The sequence below is a fragment of the Sporosarcina sp. AD_1 genome (assembly GCF_057373025.1).
This window is the reverse complement of the sequence record NZ_JBPVIR010000011.1, coordinates 83474-101287: the sequence shown is the minus strand read 5'-3', so window position 1 is coordinate 101287 and position 17814 is coordinate 83474. Positions and strand designations below refer to the sequence as shown.

The following is a 17814-nucleotide window of genomic DNA, read 5'->3' as shown; positions in this document are numbered from 1 at the left end:
ACCTCGGTCGCCAGCGGGTTCTACTATTTAATAGAAGAACTCTGAAGAAATTCGAGTTGCTCGATTTCTGCTGGCATCATTTAAGATGTCAATTTTGAATCCGAAGATTCGAGTTTGTCGTGTTCCCGACGATGTCGGGTTCCGACTTTATTGTTGACGTTTTGCTGTTCAGTTTTCAAGGTTCATTGCGCTGTTTGTTTTCAGCGACTTTACTAATTTACCATGTTGTTTTCTTTAAGTCAACAACTTTTTTTAAGTTGTTTTTTTGTCATGCCCTCTCTCTCAAGAGGACATGTACTAATATACAACATAGTCATTTAAGAAATCAAGCTTTTTTCGAAAAAAATATTCGCCTAATTTTATTGCCGTCGACTATAAAGAGGAGAATCCCTGATATAACAACGATTCCGCCTGCAATTTGGCTGATGCTTAATGTCTCGTTAAAGATATAGTAAGCAAGAATGGCTGCTCCTACCGGTTCAAATAATATAGCAATTGAAATGACATTCGTGCTAACCCATTTCACTGCCCAATTAAAAAGGGAATGCCCGAATAAGTTTGGAATAAGAGCCAATAAGAAAAACCAAAACCAATTCGAAGTGTCATACGGTCCAAATGACTCTCCTTTAATTAAGACATAAAAAAACAGTGTAATGGTACTGATTGAGTACAAGACAAACGTATAAGTAATGAGAGACAATCTCTTCCTTACTTCTTGTCCAAATAAAAGGTAGGCTGTCACTAAGGCACATCCAGCCAGTGCAAGCATGTCACCATAGAATGCTGTGCCGCTCAATTTGAAATCGCTCCAGCTGATGATGATACTCCCAGCAATTGCGATACCAGCGGAGATAATTGTTTTTAGTGACAATCTCTCTTTAAAGAAAAAATACGTTCCCGCTAATGCGAATATCGGTTGTAACGTAACCAAGACGGTAGAACTTGCAACCGATGTGTAGTTAAGCGACTCAAACCACAGGATGAAGTGGAAGGCCAAAAAAATACCCGCTATCGCGGAAAAGGTCCAATCCTTCCGGCTTAAGCGGAATAACTCTTTTCGATACTTCAACAGAAATATCGGCAACATAAGAATGACTGAGAAAAACATTCGATAAAACGCAATCACTCCAGATTCGGCTGTCGAAAGTTTTACAAAGATCGCTGAAAGCGCTACGGAGATTACTCCGACAATAATGGGGATGTAAGGGTGTATTTTAGGCTGATCCAAGATGTTCACGTCCCTTTCATTAGGTGTTTATGTTATAAAGCCAGTCGTTCAGGCAATAGAAACAAAGAGAATTATATCATGCAAATATTATTTGTTACAGTTCAATTTTCTTATTGGGGGGATCCTTATGGAATGGATTGCAAACAGTGCCATGTACCCCGAGGTGTTGATTAAGCTCGTCCTTGCCTTGGGATTAAGTTTAGTGATTGGTGTGGAGAGGGAAATAAAGAAAAAGCCGATAGGGTTGAAAACGAGTGCAGTCATCTCCACTTTCAGCTGCCTCTTAACAATCGTTTCGATGGAAGCGGCGTATTTAGTTCCTTCACGGGCAGATATTAATGTCCAAATGGATCCGCTTCGACTCGCTGCGCAAATCGTCAGCGGGATTGGATTCTTAGGAGCTGGCGCTATTTTGCGCCGTGATAATGATAATATCACCGGCTTGACGACTGCCGCCATGATATGGGGTGCAGCCAGTATCGGGATTGCAGTCGGCGCAGGCTTTTATATCGAAGCTGCGTTTGCCGTCGTTTGTGTTTTGTTCGTTATTGAAATTGTCGCTCCCGCTCTGGATAAGTACGGTCCGAAACGCATTCGTTCTAAAGAGGCTGCATTTATTGTCATTGTTTCGGATAAGACTAAAATTAATGACCTGATTAAATTTCTTAACAACGAAAACATGATGATCGAAAATCTTCGTATCAAAAAAATTGTGAACGATAAAAAACAGGAAGCTCATGAATTAGACTTTCGTTTAGCCGCGCTCACAAAGAAAGAAACTGCCGAACTATATCTTGAACTCACTGAACTAACGTACATCGAATCAGTCGAACTAGAAATTTTCCCATAATTGGAGGCCATTCATGTGAACGATTTACTTCATCTACTGAAACAGGGGAATAAATCCTCCTTGCTTGCAGCTATTGTCAATGCGATCATCGCCATTATAAAAGGAGCCGCTTTCCTCTTCACGGGTAATGTCGCCATGTTCGCGGAAACCATGCACTCACTCGGCGATGCAGCGAATCAATTTTTCGTATTCATCGGGTCCGCATTATCTAAAAAGGCACCAACCCCCAAATTTCCGAACGGCTTCGGCCGCGTAGTCAATTTAGTCTGTCTCGGTGCCGTCATGGTAGTTGCCATCATGTCATATGAAGCAATCAAAGAAGGATGGCATCATGTGTTAAATCCAGTAGAAACGACTGGTTTGTGGATCAACCTTTCTGTACTTGGCTTGGCAACATTACTTGAATTCGCAGTATTATTGAAGGCATCCAAAGAAATTATGCACGATCTGGGTATTGATAAGAAAGGATTGTCTGCCTTCGCGTCCAGTTTTTCAAATTTAAAGCGTGCAAAACCTGCAACTAAATTAGTCTTTATGGAAGATCTCGTCGCCACAATTGGAGGCATCCTCGCTTTCGTGGCAGTTCTCCTTGCTCACTTTACAGGTTTCCTTGCAGCAGAAGGGATCGCCTCCATGATCATCGGGCTGATGATGTTCTATGTTGTCGGAAAGATCTTTTTAGAAAATGCGAGAGGCGCTATAGGGGAAACCGATGAGGAAATGTTAAATCATATTGCTTTTCTTGTAGCTGAGGATCCGGATATTAAAGATATCCAAAAAGTCGAAGTAATAAAAGAAGGGGAATTTCTTCACGTGGAAGTCGTGGCAGAAGTAGATCCTACTAAAACAGTTGCGTTCGTCGATGACATCCGGGACCGGCTCATGCTTCTAATCCTGAAGCAAAAAGGCGTACGGGAAGCAATTATTTCATTCGATGAAGATGATGGGGTTAAAACGTGGAAAGGTGTCAATCAGCCCGAGAAAATCCACGACATCAGTACAAAACTGCCTAAACCAAACAAATAATGTTTAAATGGCGGGGTGGCTATACGCTCCCCGCCATTATATTTGCACTTGGGTTATCCCCTTACATAAGCTCGAACTTTTACAAGGAGGCTGTCAGAATAGAAGCTACTTGCTCCTTATTCAATTTAGCAAAATTGCCAACCGGCCCTCCTGCCATCGCCTTTTCCGCCATGACGTCAATTTTCGAATCATCAATTCCGTAGTCATGCAAACGAGAAGGCGCACCAATCGAAGACCAATACTCACGAAGACGCGCAATCCCCTCGAGCGCAACGGCTTCTTCAGACTTCCCATCTGGGCTGACACCAAACACATTGACAGCCAATCTTGCAAATCGGCCTGGATTTAAGTGGACAGATTGCTCCATCCAGTGCGGGAATAAGATGGCGAGACCGCCGGCATGAGGTATATCATATACCGCGGAAACAGCATGTTCGATTGTATGCGTTCCCCAGTCCCCTCCGTTATTGCCCATACCAAGAAAACCGTTCAGACCCCATGTACCAGAAAGCAGGATGGTTTCCCGAAGCTCATAGTTTTGCAAGTGTTCGACAAGCTTCTTGCCATTCTCTATAATGGCACGCAAGGCACCTTCGCATAACTCGTCCTGAAGCGGCGTGTTTATTTCATCGTGGAAGTATTGCTCAAAGATATGCGACATCATATCGACTATGCCGTAAACCGTTTGGTCCTTCGGCAAGGATAGTGTATACGTTGGATCTAGAATTGAGAACTTTGGAAAACTGAATGGACTTCCCCACCCATATTTCTCTTCCGTCTCTTCGTTAGTGATAACTGAGCCCGCATTCATCTCCGAGCCCGTTGCTGCGATAGTTAAGATGGTTCCGAAAGGCAATGCATCTGCAGGTTTCGCCTTTTTCACGACGAAATCCCATGGATCCCCATCATATTTCGCCGCTGTTGCAATTAATTTCGTGCAGTCGATGACAGAACCGCCGCCTACCGCTAGAATAAAATCAATTTGATGTGTTTTACACAGTTCGGCACCGCGCGCTGCAGTCGTCACTCGCGGATTCGGTTCCACTCCTGCCAGCTCATGCACTTCCATGCCGTTAGCATTTAATATCTCCATCACTTCCTCATAGAGACCATTGCGCTTAATGCTTCCGCCACCATACACGACAAGCACCTTATTCCCATACGGCCTGATTTCTTCCGCCAGGGAAGCGATTTTGTTTTTCCCGAAAATGAGTTTCACCGGATTTTGAAAAACGAATCCATTCATGCAATCCTCTCCCATCATATATATATCAATTTAGGGCAAAAAAGACATCCTCTATTGAAGAGGATGTCTTGATTGTCGCATATTACGCCCAGCCACGGAAGCGTGACGCTTCAGCAGTTTTACGAATACCGATCATGTACGCCGCTAAGCGCATGTCAATATTACGAGTTGTGGAAACGTTATATACGTTTTCAAATGCAGTTACCATTTTTTCAGTCATTCTGTCGCGAACTTCTTCTTCTGTCCAGTAATAACCCATGTTATTTTGAACCCATTCGAAGTACGATACTGTTACGCCGCCTGCACTTGCAAGCACGTCAGGTACAAGAAGGATGCCGCGTTCAGTAAGAATTTTAGTCGCTTCAGATGTTGTCGGTCCATTTGCGGCTTCAACAACAATCGTCGCTTTAATATTATGAGCGTTCTTTTCAGTGATCTGGTTTTCGATAGCAGCCGGAACTAAAATATCGCAATCCAATTCCAAAAGTTCTTGGTTGGAGATCGTATTGTCGAACAAAGTAGTTACTGTTCCAAAGCTGTCGCGACGATCTAGCAGATAGTCGATATCCAATCCGTTCGGATCGTGCAAAGCACCATACGCATCGGAAATACCGATTACTTTTGCGCCTGCATCGTGGAGGAACTTCGATAGGAAGCTTCCTGCGTTACCGAATCCTTGGATGACGACACGCGCACCTTTCATATCTATTCCACGGCGTTTTGCCGCTTCATTGATGATGATTGTTACGCCTTCCGCAGTCGCACGGTCACGGCCTTGGGAACCGCCGAGGACGATCGGTTTTCCTGTAATGAATCCTGGTGAGTTGAATTCATCGATGCGGCTGTATTCATCCATCATCCACGCCATGATTTGAGCATTAGTGAAAACGTCCGGAGCAGGAATATCCTTCGTAGGACCCATCACTTGGCTAAGCGCGCGTACATATCCACGGCTTAAGCGCTCTAGCTCGCCCATTGACATTTCTCGTGGATCACAGATGATACCGCCTTTCCCTCCGCCATAAGGAAGGTCGACAATACCCGCTTTCAATGTCATCCACATAGATAGAGCTCGCACTTCGTCTGCAGTGACTTCCGGGTGGAAACGGACTCCGCCTTTTGTCGGACCGACTGCATCGTTGTGCTGGCCGCGATATCCTGTGAATACTTTCACTTTTCCATCATCCATTTTCACTGGAATCCGGACCTCTGTCATACGGATTGGTTCTTTTAGTAGTTCGTACATTCCTTCATCGTAGCCTAGTTTGTCAAGTGCTTCTTTGATGACAACTTGTGTAGACGTGAACAGATTCAGGTTTTCAGTCATGTAAAAGTTCGCCTCTTTGATTCATAATTGTTTTACAACGCCCATATTGTACCATAGTCTAAATGCCTTTTGTAGAAATTAATGATTAACTTTCAAAAACTTTATTGATTCGTTCGATCGCCCAATCCAATTCCTCTTTCGAGATAATTAATGGAGGAGCGAAACGGATAACCGTGTCATGTGTTTCTTTGCACAGCAAGCCAAGCTCTTTCAGCTTTTCACAGTAAGGACGAGCTTCTTCGGTCAATTCAACACCGATGAAGAGTCCGCGGCCACGTACTTCTTTAATAGAAGGATGCTGGATTTTCTTCAATTGCTCAATGAAGTAGTTACCAAGTTCCAATGATTTATCAGCAAGCTTCTCATCTTGCAGAACTTCAAGGGATGCAATGGATACTGCACATGCCATCGGATTTCCACCGAATGTAGATCCGTGAGAACCAGGATTGAAAACACCTAGGATATCTTTATTTGCTACGACGCAAGAAATCGGGAACACACCGCCACCTAATGCTTTTCCTAGGATATACATATCCGGCTCAAAGCCTTCCCATTCAGTAGCGAACATTTTACCTGTACGGCAAAGACCTGCTTGGATTTCGTCTGCGATGAATAGAACATTGTTCTTTTTACATAGTTCATAAGCAGCTTTCATATAGCCTGCAGGTGGAATGATAATGCCGGCTTCCCCTTGGATCGGCTCGATGATGAATGCAGCTGTGTTTGGTGTAATCGCTTTTTCCAACGCTTCAATATCGCCATATGGGACAAGCTTGATGCCTGGAAGCATTGGACCAAATCCACGCTTGTATTCCGGATCGGACGATAAGGAAACAGCAGTCATCGTACGACCATGGAAGTTGCCTTCACAACCGATGATTTCAGCTTTATCCTCTTCAATGCCCTTCACATCATAGGACCAACGACGAGCAGCCTTGATAGCAGTTTCAACAGCTTCCGCACCTGTGTTCATCGGAAGAACCATATCTTTGCCCGAAATCTGGCTAACCATTTCATACCACGGGCCAAGTTGATCGCTATGGAAAGCACGGGAAGTTAATGTCACGCGATCCGCTTGATCTTTAAGTGCTTGAATGATCTTCGGGTGTCTATGACCTTGGTTCACAGCAGAATATGCAGAAAGCATATCCATATACTTATTACCTTCCGGATCCTTAACCCAAACACCTTCCGCTTCAGAAATTACAATCGGAAGTGGATGATAGTTGTTCGCTCCGTACTTTTCGGTTTGTGAAATCACTTTTTCTGATACTGTCATATGAAACCCTCCTTCAATTATGTATGGAGCAGGCCAGGCAAATGCCGCCTGCTCCATGGTTTTCGCAATGGAAACTTACAGTGTTTCAGATGTTGTCTTGCCTTGCATGTGAAGCTGCAAGTAATCTGGTCCGCCTGCTTTGGAGTCTGTACCGGACATATTGAATCCGCCAAATGGCTGGTAACCTACAATCGCGCCTGTGCAGCCGCGGTTGAAGTACAAGTTTCCAACGTGGAAATCTTCACGAGCCTGTTCGATGTGGTGACGGTTGTTCGAAATGACCGCGCCAGTCAAACCGTAATCTGTGTTGTTTGCAATTTCAATCGCTTCGTCAAAGCTTTTCGCTTTTGTAATTGCGACAACTGGTCCAAAGATTTCTTCTTGCATAACGCGCGCATCAGGAGCGACGTCAGCAAATACAGTTGGTGCGATGAAGTAACCTTTTGAGCTGTCTCCTTCTCCACCTGCGACGAGACGTCCTTCTTCTTTACCGATTTCGATATAGCTCATGATTTTATCAAATGAACCTTGATCGATAACCGGACCAGCAAAGTTAGATTGGTCAGTTGGATCACCGTATGTTAATGCTTTTGTCAATTCCTCAACGCGGGAAACGACTTGATCATAAACATCTTCAAGGATGACAGCACGTGAACATGCTGAACATTTTTGACCGCTGAAGCCGAATGCCGACTTAACGATAGATTGTGCAGCCAATTCAAGATCCGCTTCACTATCCACCACAATCGTATCTTTACCGCCCATTTCAGCGATAACGCGTTTTAACCAAATTTGGCCTTCGTTCACTTTGCCAGCACGTTCGTAGATGCGTGTACCAACTTCACGTGAACCTGTGAAAGAGATGAAACGAGTTCTTGGGTGATCGACAAGGTAGTCGCCCACTTCAGCACCGGAGCCTGGGATATAGTTGACTACGCCTGCAGGCATACCTGCTTCTTCTAGTACTTCAATAAATTTATATGCAACAACCGGAGTCGTAGAAGCAGGTTTCAATAAAACTGTATTCCCAGTCACTAGGGCTGCAACTGTCGTACCTGCCATGATTGCAAGCGCAAAGTTCCAAGGAGAGATGACGACACCTACACCTAGAGGGATGTAATCGAAACGGTTGAATTCGCCAGGACGGCTTTCAACAGGCATGCCATCTTTTAATGTAAGCATTTGACGGCCATAATACTCTAAGAAATCGATTGCTTCTGCTGTATCAGCATCCGCTTCGTTCCAAGGCTTGCCTGCCTCTTTTGTTAGCAAAGCAGAAAATTCATGCTTGCGGCGGCGAATAATCGCTGCTGCTTTGAATAGTACGTCTGCACGGAATTCAGGCTTCACTTTTCTCCATGTATTGAAAGTTTCATCTGCTGTTTTCATCGCTTTTTCAGCAAGTTCTCTGCTCGCTTTGGAAACGCGGCCGATTACTTCTTCTTTGTTTGCCGGATTTGTGGAGACAAGCTTGTCTTCCGTCATAATCCGCTCTCCACCAATGATTAATGGATAATCTTGACCAAGGTAGCCTTCCACCAATTTTAATGCCTCTTGGAAAGCTTTTTTATTTTCCTCTTGAGAAAAGTCTGTAAATGGTTCGTGTTTGTACGGAATCATGATACTCCTCCTTCAATTATCCAAACGCAAAAATTATTTGCATTTATTCTTTGATTACAACTATAATAATGCAAGAGATTATTGCATATTTCAAGTCTTTTCTCTTAAATTTGTTATAAAATTTTCACTGGATGGTGTTAAAGTTGGTTCATTACGACAATCCTTACTTTCCATTTTATCAATTTGCGGTCAATCATGCGGGTGTCGGCATCCATGCCATCGACCAAACCGGCAGGACGATCATTTATAATGACAAGATGAAAGAGATTGAAGGGCTCGACCTAGATGATGTAGGAGACCGTTCCATACTGGAGCTCTTCAGTTTTGAACAGGAAGAAAGTACGCTGTTGAAAGTGCTTCAAAGTGGAAAAGAACAACTGAATGTCAAACAGACCTATTGGAACAGGAACGGGAATGAAATCACGACTATCAACGATACCTTTCCTATTTTCTCAGAGGGAACTTTAATCGGCGCAGTTGAAATTGCCAGAGATGTAACCGCCCTGGAGAAATTTATTTTCCACCCGCTCCGGAAGAACAGTACACCTGTCACGTTCAATCAAATAGTAGCCAATTCGGATGCGATGAAAGCTGTCATTACGACCGCAAGAAAAGCGTGCAGGGCAAAGCTGCCGATTCTCCTCATCGGCGAAACGGGAACAGGAAAGGATTTATTAGCTGAAAGCATTCATAACGAATCTTCGTCAACAGATACTCCCTTCTACACGCTGTTTTGCCATAGTACCGATTCGGAAATGATCGAAAAACTTGCGCACGAATTCGATGAAGCAGAGCAGTTTACCTTGTTTTGCGAACGGATCGACCTCCTGTCGATGGGACTGCAGCAAAAGCTTCTTTCCATTTTAAGCGATGCGGAGAAGGACGGGCGGCAGTTCATTGCGAGCATCGGGGAAGATCCCGTGGAATTGATTTCACGCGGCACCTTGTTGAAGGATCTTTATTATTTCTTCGCATCCTTCACTATCCGGATTCCACCTGTTAGGAAACGGAAAGAAGACATTTTGCCTTTTATTGATGCGTACCTGACGAAGCGTAAGGAACGTTTCGGCTATTCACTTGAAGGGGTATCCGAAGAAGTGGAACAGCTGTTTCTTCTTTACGACTGGCCAGGCAATTTACGGGAGTTGGAGTTTTTGCTGGATGAAATCTCTTCCTTGGCTACAATGGACACCGTCATCACATATGAAATGCTGCCTCTCCATTTCAGAATCAAAACGGACGACATGATGAACAAGCCTGTTCAAGCTGTCGACTTTATTGTACAACCAAATAAAGATTTAATGCCCCTCGATCAATTTTTGCGTGAGGCAGAGGAATATTATTTGCTGAAAGCGTTGAAACTTCATGATGACAACATCACAAAAACGGCCAATGCGCTAGGAATGAGCCGCCAGAATCTTCAATATCGATTACGGAAAATAAAAAAATGAAGGGAACGGCAACTCGAGCCATTCCCTTCATTTTTTCATTGATAACCTGATCGTTCGATCCAGTCTTTCAATTTGTCTTTAAGTGAATTAAAACCGTCCGCATCATGCTCTTTCACACGATCTTGCAATGATTTACGATTTTTCGCCGTCTTGTTCTTCTTTGCGGCATCTGTCGTTTCCTGCAAGGCACGGATAGATAGGCTGATTTTCCCCGCCTCTTCATCCACTTCCAATACTTTTACGTTTACTTCTTGTCCAATGGCGAGGTAATCGTTTATATCGCGAACGAACCCGTATGTGATTTCCGAAATATGAACGAGACCTTGCGTTTCCTCGTCCAGCGCGACAAATGCACCATACGGTTGAATTCCCGTCACTTTGCCAGAAAGTTCTTCCCCCACTTCATATTTTCTTGCCATGTTGAAACAGCTCCCAATCTTTTTGGTATCGATTCTGCCTATACGGCCATCCGCAATTATACCATGTAATGAAATGATGAGCAAAAAATTGACAAGTTTCAAACACTATTCGGGACGTTTGGAAAATTGGCTCACCGCTTGGTCCAATGACCGGTAAATACCGTTTGCTTTGAGCTCTTCATAATACTGGGAATAAAACCATCCATCTTCCTCCATCTCTTGAACAATACGGGTCATGATAGAAGCAGATGGAGAATCAGAACCTAACGATGCGATTCGCTGCCATGCTACCCGGTACTCTTTTTTCACACGGGAATCTGCGCCAACTGCATTATGACCCCCTTCTCCCAAAATGCTGATGAATACCCACGTATAAGCTCCATACAGATATTCCGAGGCTTCTTTCTTGCGTTCTGTTTTCAGCAGCAGGTTTTCCATTTCTTCGAGATAATTCACCAACTTATCTAATGACCGATCAGGATAGTGCAATGCCTTGTTAAAGTCATATTGAGGCAATTTTAAATATACAACACAATCAGGGTGAAGGAATCCAGCGATGAGGTCACTATACTCATTTGTCCCAAGTAAGGGAGTTGGATACGCACCGTTAATGGAGGTCAAGTAGATATTTTGCGACTCCATCCCCCTTAGCACGTTCTTCAACTCTTCAGATATGGTGTCCTCCTGTGGCATATAAACTTCACCGTCTTGTAGTTCATCCATTTCCATCAATTCCGGAAATTCAGTGGTGGATAATAAGTACGTATAGCCCCCTTGCATCTGCATAAGTTTAATTAAGTAGCGCTCCAAAAACCGCTCACTTTCTTCAAGATTTTTCGTCACCGGATGCGCAAACAGCTCCTCTGCTATCTCGGAGGGCAACTTAATCTCATCAATAAATTCATCGTACTGTTTGAGCGCTTCTTTCTTATCAATGACGCCTTTTTTCTCCAGAGTATAGTTTAAATTGAAAATATACATTTCAAATTCTTTACGTATATCTCTGTTATAAAGATAATTAATCATCATCGGGTCTTTCTCGATCAACGGAGCAAGTCCGCTTTGATCGAGCCTGTCTTGGAATTCCTTTTCAAAAGACGTTTCGAGCTTCGCAATGAGTTTAGCAGATGATGCCGCCTTATATTCATCGCTTGAAATGACCCAGAAATACGAGATAACGGCGAGAGACAGCAGGCCGGCCACCCAGAGGTAGATCGTTTTTTTAGGTCTGACAGGCTTCTTTTGTATGACAGGCTTTATGATAGATTGCGCTTGGTATAGCCGGTCATAACGGAAAGTTGGCCGAATCCTCTCAAGTGATTTATGTAACAAGGATAGCTTCTTTTCAATAAGCGGATCGTTGAAACTGGCTAATCCTTCCCTCTCCAGCTCGACTATCGTTCCCTCGGGCACGCCTGTAATAAGGGCAATTTCGTCCACCGGCAACATGTGTAACCGTGAAAAAAGTAGCACGCTTTTCATTTCAACTGGCAAGTCTGTCAATCTTTCAAAGAGTTCGTTATCTTCCTCAAATATCAAAAATCCTGTGGTTGGAGAGGGGATATTCTCGGAAAGCCGCTCATATACGTCGCGAAAAACATGGGCCTGTTCCAAATCCGCCTGTATGCCATTTTGGGCATGATATTCTTGAAAAAATGTTTCGGTCCATTCTCCAGCAGCTTCTGGCGACACACCAAATTGGATGGCCAATTGCTCCACCTGTCTCGCCAGTTGCATCAGGCGTTCTGTTCGTTCCCCCATGGAATCATCTCCCACTCTCTCCAATCTCTGTCCCTCTATCTTATCAAGTTATCTAGTTCTGGACAAACATACAAAAAGCTGCCACCCGTAGAGGCAGCAGCTCATAGACATTTCCTTACTTCGGTTCGTATTTCACACGCCATCCATCTTCCGTCCAGATCATCCGGAGTTCCACGGTCTTTTCATAATCAGGGAACTGCTCTGTATTCACATGGAGGGTAGCAACGCCCGGCCAGTTTCCTTCTTTGTCCTGTTCCATTCCGTTGAACGACATAGATGTGAACAACTCATTGAAGCGTGGCCATGACGGCTTCATGGTCTTCATGAATTCTTCCTTCCCCACGAGGTCACTCCCCGGACCTTTATAATAAAGTTTATATAACGTGTCGAGGTCATTGCGGAAGCCGGCATAGTAATAGAGTGCTACAATTGACATCGGCTCTATCCCTAGAAGCGCTTCCCCATTTTGGTCCTCCGACACTTGATTGTAAAGCCGGACGATATTCTTCATCGTATCTTCAGTGATTTCAGTAAGAGGCTGCTCTTCGTAAGAAGGTAATTTCTGCAATGTCACATCTCCAATGAACCAAATCCCATTGTCATGTATGACGTTAAGTGCATATCGTACATTCCCCTGCCTGGATAAATTGACAGTGCCATACAAGAGGTTATCGTTCCGAAAAACATCTTCCCCGGAGAAATTGATTTCATCGCTGTGCGATAATAAGGACAACGCCTTTTGCCACGATGCCTTATACTCATCCAATGACATCTCGTATCCTCTTTCGGAGTACTTCCAGACGTTTTCATGATGCAAGTGGTACATCATTTCAGGATCATTTTTCTCATTCGCCAGATCATATAGCGCGACAATTTCGACTGGAGACCGCCCTTCTAATACCGCCAGATCATATTGTTTTTTAAATGAACCGTATAATTCTTCAAGTTTTTGATCAAATGCAGTATCCGGCAACTTGATGTCTTCGTCTAGAAAAACTGGTTGTTCCCCGTACATATACATTTCTAATTGCCCTGCCCTTTGCACGACTAAGGCATCTTTGAGCGCATCGTATCCAATCCTGTTCAACGTTTCGGATGCAGTCCAACCTGATGCTTTCATCTCTTCCACAATAGGCATCATGACATAACGCAAAGGAGTTGCATCCGAACCAGACGCCATGTTTTCCCACGCTTCTCTGTATTCCAGCTTCACCTTACCTTGCTCATCAAAGACAGGTGATTTCTCTGTGCCCCGCAAGATCGTGTTGAACATAGTGACGTAATACGTTTCCAGGAGTTGATAAAGAGCCGAATTGTCCTCTACATTTGTCAAAGAATATTCCATGCCTCTCAACATTTCGACGGATTCCTCCAACGGATACACCAGCTCACCTGCCACAATATAAGGAGCTTCTGTCATCATATCGATATACGCCCGCGTGTCGGGGTTCAGAAGTGGAACAATTTGTTCATGTATTTTGGAAGAATAGTACTTAGTGAAAAACTCTTCGCCATACGAATCCACGTCAGATTGCAATTGAATCGACTGTTCCTTCATCGTATCCAGGATATTTTGTAGACGTTCCGGAAACGCCCCCTTACTCATTCCAATCATATACGCTTTATCAAGGGACGGATCGACCTCATACGCTTGCAAAACGTCGTTATTTTCCTTAAGGATTTCATCATAAATCGCAGTGAGGCTCTCCACTTTTTCTTTATAAGCATAGATAAATTCAAGGCTGCCCTCTTTATCTTCTGTTAATGGATTTGATTTAAGATCCTCCACCATTTCAGATGGTGTTTTTATATTTTCCACGCCTTGATTGTAAAATTGCATTAACCTTCCTTTCGGATCACCATCTTGCAGTAAGGAAAACCTATAGGAATCATCCCTCAGTAACCAAAAAGGATCGAACGCATCATACTTATCAAAGTCCTCCTTCTCCAACTTCAACATAGCTCTTCGCTTCTCTCTCTCCGCCTCATAATCCTTTTTCAATTTCTTAATAAACTGATCGAGTTCTTCCAAAGCAACCGGCTCTTCATCTGTATTTTTTTGATCCGCCACATATAATCCCGAAATAAGACTGATGATCAGAATGCTTGCGATGCCAACGACCCATACCATGACTTGCTGGTTGATCTTCTTCCTCCGTACCACCGGCATTTCAGCTGGTTTGGTTTCCGCTTCAAGTTTCTGGAGCACCTTGCTTGGATCAAATGTAGAAGGAACCCGCTCATACGATTTTTTCAGCAATTCCATCCGTTTCTCAAAACGCTCATTGTCCATTTGAAGCACCTCCTGCTTGCGAGATCATTTCTTTTTTGAGCAATTCCTTCGCTCTGAAGATCCTCGTCTTGACGGCTGGCATGGTCATATTCAAAATATCTGCAATTTGTTGGTAACTCACATCTTGAAAATAAAAGAGGATGAGCGGAATGCGATATTTTTCATCCAGACGGACCATCGCTTCATGCAATTCACGGTCTTCTTCAAAAAGGAAGACTTGGTCCTCGGCTGAAGGTTCGCTGGAATCAAACCGATTGGTGACGAACTTTTCTCGCTTCTCTTTTTCTCGTCCTTCCTTCCGGTAATAATCCCTTGTTGCATTTAACGTGATTTTATAGAGCCACGTCGTAAAACGCTGCTGGTTAAATTGGGGGAGAAAGCGATATAACTTGATGAACACTTCTTGCGTCACATCGCCGATATCATCCAGTCGCACGCCGCATTGGTATGCAAATTTCTCCACCGTTCGATAATAATTCGCCATTAATTCGCCGTAAGCCGCATGATCCCCAGCCTGGGCCTTGGCTATCAGTTCGGACTCATCCATTTCTCTTCCCCCGTTCTCTCTATTGCAGATGATACGACGGCAATCGTTGAATTGTTTCAAATGAAATAAAAAAAGCATCTGCCCAGTGGACAGATGCGATGTGAATGGTTTTTATATTAGACTATACATTTCGCTTCATATTTGATGGCCAGCAATTTGTAGGCAATTTGCATACAATGCTCAAGCGGAATCCATAATTCATATGAGTGTTCGTAAATCTCACGGATCCGTTTAGCCAAATCTGTCGGATGATCAAGCACTTGAAGTTCCGCGACTACCTCCGTAATCTCCAAGTCATATGCATGTGTACCGGCATCGAATGGATCCCATTCTTCAAGAAGCGCCACTGCTCTTTTATTCATCTCAATTGTTTGCACGACAGGTCACCTTATTTTTCTTTTCTCCTATTTATGATAGCATAGTATAGTCAAAGAAAAAAGGAAAGAGGGATTTTCATTGAAAGCATTTGAACATGTGATCGATCGCCGAAATACCCGCTCCGTCAAATGGGGAAATATGGAGGCCGTATATGGTGTGGAAGATGCATCCGAGATCTTGCCAATGTGGATTGCTGATATGGATTTCGCAGCCCCTGCACCCGTGATTGATGCTATGCGGGAACGCTTGGATCATGGGGTTTTCGGTTATTCATACATATGCAAGGGCTGTAAGGATGCTGTCCGTGAATGGCTTTCTTCCCGTCATGGATGGGAGACGAAAAACGAGTGGATGTTATTCCATCACGGTGTCGTTCCGGCTATTGCCACAGTTGTGGAAACATTTACAAAGGAAGGCGACAACATTTTAATTACGCCTCCTGTCTACCCGCCGTTCTTCAATGTACCAGGCCATCAGAAACGCAATCTTGTCGAGTGTGTAATGAAAGAAGAAGAGGGACGTTACTCGATCGATTTTTCAGAATTCGAAAACTCTTTAAAACAGAATGTGAAGTTATTCATCTTCTGCAACCCGCATAATCCAGGTGGCATCGTATGGAAAGAGGACGAGCTGAAGGAAATCCTTCGACTCTGCAAAAAATATGATGTGCTCGTCTTATCAGATGAAATCCATGCCGACCTCGTATTCGAGGGGAGCCGTCACATTCCGTTGGCGAAGATTGCCGAAACCGAAGGCGGTCGTGTCATTACATGTGTCGCTCCGACCAAAACTTTTAACCTCGCCGGCGTGCAAGCTGCCGTCATGATTGCCGAGGACGAAGATCTTTACGCGGCGCTCGCCCAAAATGCGTTAGCGCACGGACAAATGGAATTAAACGCATTTGCCGCTTCCGCACTAACTGCTGCTTATAAGGAAGGCGGTCCGTGGCTAGATGAACTGTTGGAAGTCATCTCTAGCAACATGGATTACGTTAAACAAGAACTTGAAGCGAAAGTACCTGGCATCAAGATCGCCAAGCCGGAAGCAACCTACCTGCTGTGGATCGACTACCGGGGAACTGGGTTAGACGAGAAAGACATGATGGAAAAGCTATTGAATGTAGGTAAACTCGCGCTGGAGCCCGGCACTAAATACGGCGAATCCGGAAGAGGCTTCCTCCGCATGAACGTAGCAACTCCACGTTCTGTTGTGGAAGATGGCGTGGAACGGTTCATCCGCGCATTGGCTTGAAAAAGATGGCGTAAAAAAAAACAGCATCCTCAAAGATGAGGATGCTGTTTTTCTCTTGCTTCGCGGCGCTCTCGTAAAATCCGCTCTTCCAATTCCCTCGTCTCTTCTTCCTGCTTTTTCGAATTACGGCGAATCCACATGAATGTGAGAATAAGAAGGACCATGAAAAATGAAAATGAGATAGCGGCCGGAATATACTCGGTCTTATCTTCCGGAAAGTAAAGGAACGGCATTAGGATCGCGTTCAATTACGACACTTCCTTTTTTGTTGAGTTTACATTATTTTTGAATGATTTCAATGGATTGAATCGAAACATCTTCAACCGGCTTGTCTTGACGGCCAGTTTCTACTTGAGCGATTTTATCTACAACGTCCATTCCTTCAATGACTTGGCCGAAAACGGTATGTTTTTGATCCAAGTGAGGAGTGCCGCCACGCTCAGCGTATGCTTCAGCGATTTCGTCCGGCCAGCCGCCTTTTTTCAATTGATCAGCAGAACCTGGTGCACGGTTCGCCTGAACGATGAAGAACTGGCTTCCGTTTGTATTCGGGCCCGCATTTGCCATGGAAAGGGCTCCCCTAATATTGAAAAGATCCATTGTGAATTCATCTTCGAATGAATCTCCGTAAATGCTTTCGCCGCCCATTCCAGTGCCGGTAGGGTCTCCGCCTTGGATCATAAAATCATTGATAACACGGTGAAAAATAATGCCATCATAATAGCCGTTTTCTGCATGAGTCAAAAAGTTTCCGACCGTTTTTGGCGCTTTTTCAGGGAACATCTTGATTTTGATCGGCCCTAATGTTGTGTTCATCACAACTAGTGCTTCATTTGCAGCAACTTCGTTTGTTAATTGTGGATACATGGCAGTAGCCTCCTCTGAATTTGAAACTGTTTGGTTTACGGAAGAAGTTGTTTCTTCCTCTAGTGGTTCTTCTGGCTTGAGTTCACTTTGACCGCAAGCCGTTAATAAAATCATTAACATGATCATCACAATGATGGTCATTTTCTTCACTTCTGCTCACCCTGTCCAAGTTTACCATATTCATTTCTGTTTTTCGATTTATTAAGCATGTTATTTCCTTCGGTAATCGAATTGTTTTATACTATTGCATGTCAGTAGGTAAAGTTTAGTT

16 protein-coding genes are annotated in these 17814 nt (G+C 44.0%); 4 read left to right on the top strand and 12 right to left on the bottom strand.

The window, feature by feature from the left end; all coding sequences use genetic code 11:
* Positions 1–325: 325 nt before the first annotated feature.
* Positions 326–1228 carry a DMT family transporter gene (locus tag ACSW3C_RS18430; RefSeq protein ID WP_486564367.1) on the bottom strand — a complete coding sequence of 301 codons (903 nt, stop codon included), beginning with the start codon at positions 1226–1228 and terminating at the stop codon, positions 326–328.
* A 127-nt stretch (positions 1229–1355) separates the two neighbouring features.
* Between ACSW3C_RS18430 and ACSW3C_RS18425 the strand changes: the two genes are divergently transcribed.
* Complete coding sequence (locus ACSW3C_RS18425) at positions 1356–2078, top strand: MgtC/SapB family protein (RefSeq protein WP_486564365.1); 723 nt, start codon at positions 1356–1358, stop codon at positions 2076–2078.
* Between the two features lie 15 nt (positions 2079–2093).
* The gene (locus ACSW3C_RS18420; protein ID WP_486564363.1) at positions 2094–3104 is read left to right on the top strand and encodes a cation diffusion facilitator family transporter; all 1011 of its coding nucleotides are present in this window, start codon (positions 2094–2096) and stop codon (positions 3102–3104) included.
* Positions 3105–3183: 79 nt separating this feature from the next.
* Here the strand turns inward: ACSW3C_RS18420 and ACSW3C_RS18415 are convergent, their stop codons facing one another.
* The 4 genes from ACSW3C_RS18415 to pruA form a co-directional block, all read right to left on the bottom strand.
* The gene (locus ACSW3C_RS18415) at positions 3184–4350 is read right to left on the bottom strand and encodes an iron-containing alcohol dehydrogenase (protein WP_486564361.1); all 1167 of its coding nucleotides are present in this window, start codon (positions 4348–4350) and stop codon (positions 3184–3186) included.
* A gap of 82 nt (positions 4351–4432) precedes the next feature.
* Positions 4433–5677, bottom strand: coding sequence for a Glu/Leu/Phe/Val family dehydrogenase (locus tag ACSW3C_RS18410; RefSeq protein ID WP_238081086.1), 1245 nt, complete (start codon positions 5675–5677; stop codon positions 4433–4435).
* Between the two features lie 85 nt (positions 5678–5762).
* On the bottom strand, positions 5763–6956 hold the full coding sequence (locus ACSW3C_RS18405) for an ornithine--oxo-acid transaminase (protein WP_486564359.1): 1194 nt from the start codon (positions 6954–6956) through the stop codon (positions 5763–5765).
* A 75-nt stretch (positions 6957–7031) separates the two neighbouring features.
* Positions 7032–8579, bottom strand: a complete 1548-nt coding sequence (gene pruA, locus ACSW3C_RS18400) for an L-glutamate gamma-semialdehyde dehydrogenase (protein ID WP_486564372.1) — start codon at positions 8577–8579, stop codon at positions 7032–7034.
* A 140-nt stretch (positions 8580–8719) separates the two neighbouring features.
* On the opposite strand from pruA, the gene ACSW3C_RS18395 reads away from it, so the two are divergent.
* Positions 8720–10027: a sigma 54-interacting transcriptional regulator gene (locus ACSW3C_RS18395; protein ID WP_486564357.1), complete on the top strand. Its 1308-nt coding sequence runs from the start codon at positions 8720–8722 to the stop codon at positions 10025–10027.
* 35 nt (positions 10028–10062) lie between these two features.
* On the opposite strand, the gene yugI is transcribed toward ACSW3C_RS18395, so the two are convergent.
* From yugI to ACSW3C_RS18370, 5 genes are all read right to left on the bottom strand, one after another.
* Complete coding sequence (yugI, locus tag ACSW3C_RS18390) at positions 10063–10446, bottom strand: S1 domain-containing post-transcriptional regulator GSP13 (protein WP_486564355.1); 384 nt, start codon at positions 10444–10446, stop codon at positions 10063–10065.
* A gap of 105 nt (positions 10447–10551) precedes the next feature.
* A complete protein-coding gene (locus tag ACSW3C_RS18385; RefSeq protein ID WP_486564353.1) occupies positions 10552–12207 on the bottom strand; it encodes an RNA polymerase sigma factor in 1656 nt (551 codons plus the stop codon).
* A gap of 115 nt (positions 12208–12322) precedes the next feature.
* Positions 12323–14500: a hypothetical protein gene (locus ACSW3C_RS18380; protein ID WP_486564352.1), complete on the bottom strand. Its 2178-nt coding sequence runs from the start codon at positions 14498–14500 to the stop codon at positions 12323–12325.
* Positions 14490–15047 (bottom strand): RNA polymerase sigma factor, encoded by a 558-nt coding sequence (locus ACSW3C_RS18375; RefSeq protein WP_486564350.1) that lies wholly within the window; start codon positions 15045–15047, stop codon positions 14490–14492. The genes ACSW3C_RS18380 and ACSW3C_RS18375 overlap by 11 nt, the downstream gene beginning before the upstream one ends.
* Positions 15048–15163: 116 nt before the next feature.
* Positions 15164–15424 carry a DUF1871 family protein gene (locus ACSW3C_RS18370; RefSeq protein ID WP_238081069.1) on the bottom strand — a complete coding sequence of 87 codons (261 nt, stop codon included), beginning with the start codon at positions 15422–15424 and terminating at the stop codon, positions 15164–15166.
* A 79-nt stretch (positions 15425–15503) separates the two neighbouring features.
* Here ACSW3C_RS18370 and ACSW3C_RS18365 point away from each other — a divergent pair, with 79 nt between their 5' ends.
* Positions 15504–16676 (top strand): MalY/PatB family protein, encoded by a 1173-nt coding sequence (locus ACSW3C_RS18365; RefSeq protein WP_486564348.1) that lies wholly within the window; start codon positions 15504–15506, stop codon positions 16674–16676.
* Positions 16677–16705: 29 nt separating this feature from the next.
* Here ACSW3C_RS18365 and ACSW3C_RS18360 read toward each other — a convergent pair whose 3' ends face one another.
* Positions 16706–16924, bottom strand: coding sequence for a hypothetical protein (locus ACSW3C_RS18360; protein ID WP_486564346.1), 219 nt, complete (start codon positions 16922–16924; stop codon positions 16706–16708).
* 31 nt (positions 16925–16955) lie between these two features.
* The gene (locus ACSW3C_RS18355; protein WP_486564344.1) at positions 16956–17693 is read right to left on the bottom strand and encodes a peptidylprolyl isomerase; all 738 of its coding nucleotides are present in this window, start codon (positions 17691–17693) and stop codon (positions 16956–16958) included.
* Between the last annotated feature and the right edge of the window lie 121 nt (positions 17694–17814).

Excerpts from the sequence above, each read along its gene's own strand:
- ACSW3C_RS18425 (WP_486564365.1), top strand. The coding sequence starts at position 1,356 with ATGGAATGGATTGCAAACAGTGCCATGTACCCCGAGGTGTTGATTAAG.
- ACSW3C_RS18415 (WP_486564361.1), bottom strand. The coding sequence starts at position 4,350 with ATGAATGGATTCGTTTTTCAAAATCCGGTGAAACTCATTTTCGGGAAA.
- ACSW3C_RS18410 (WP_238081086.1), bottom strand. The coding sequence starts at position 5,677 with ATGACTGAAAACCTGAATCTGTTCACGTCTACACAAGTTGTCATCAAA.
- ACSW3C_RS18405 (WP_486564359.1), bottom strand. The coding sequence starts at position 6,956 with ATGACAGTATCAGAAAAAGTGATTTCACAAACCGAAAAGTACGGAGCG.
- yugI (WP_486564355.1), bottom strand. The coding sequence starts at position 10,446 with ATGGCAAGAAAATATGAAGTGGGGGAAGAACTTTCTGGCAAAGTGACG.
- ACSW3C_RS18385 (WP_486564353.1), bottom strand. The coding sequence starts at position 12,207 with ATGGGGGAACGAACAGAACGCCTGATGCAACTGGCGAGACAGGTGGAG.
- ACSW3C_RS18380 (WP_486564352.1), bottom strand. The coding sequence starts at position 14,500 with ATGGACAATGAGCGTTTTGAGAAACGGATGGAATTGCTGAAAAAATCG.
- ACSW3C_RS18375 (WP_486564350.1), bottom strand. The coding sequence starts at position 15,047 with ATGGATGAGTCCGAACTGATAGCCAAGGCCCAGGCTGGGGATCATGCG.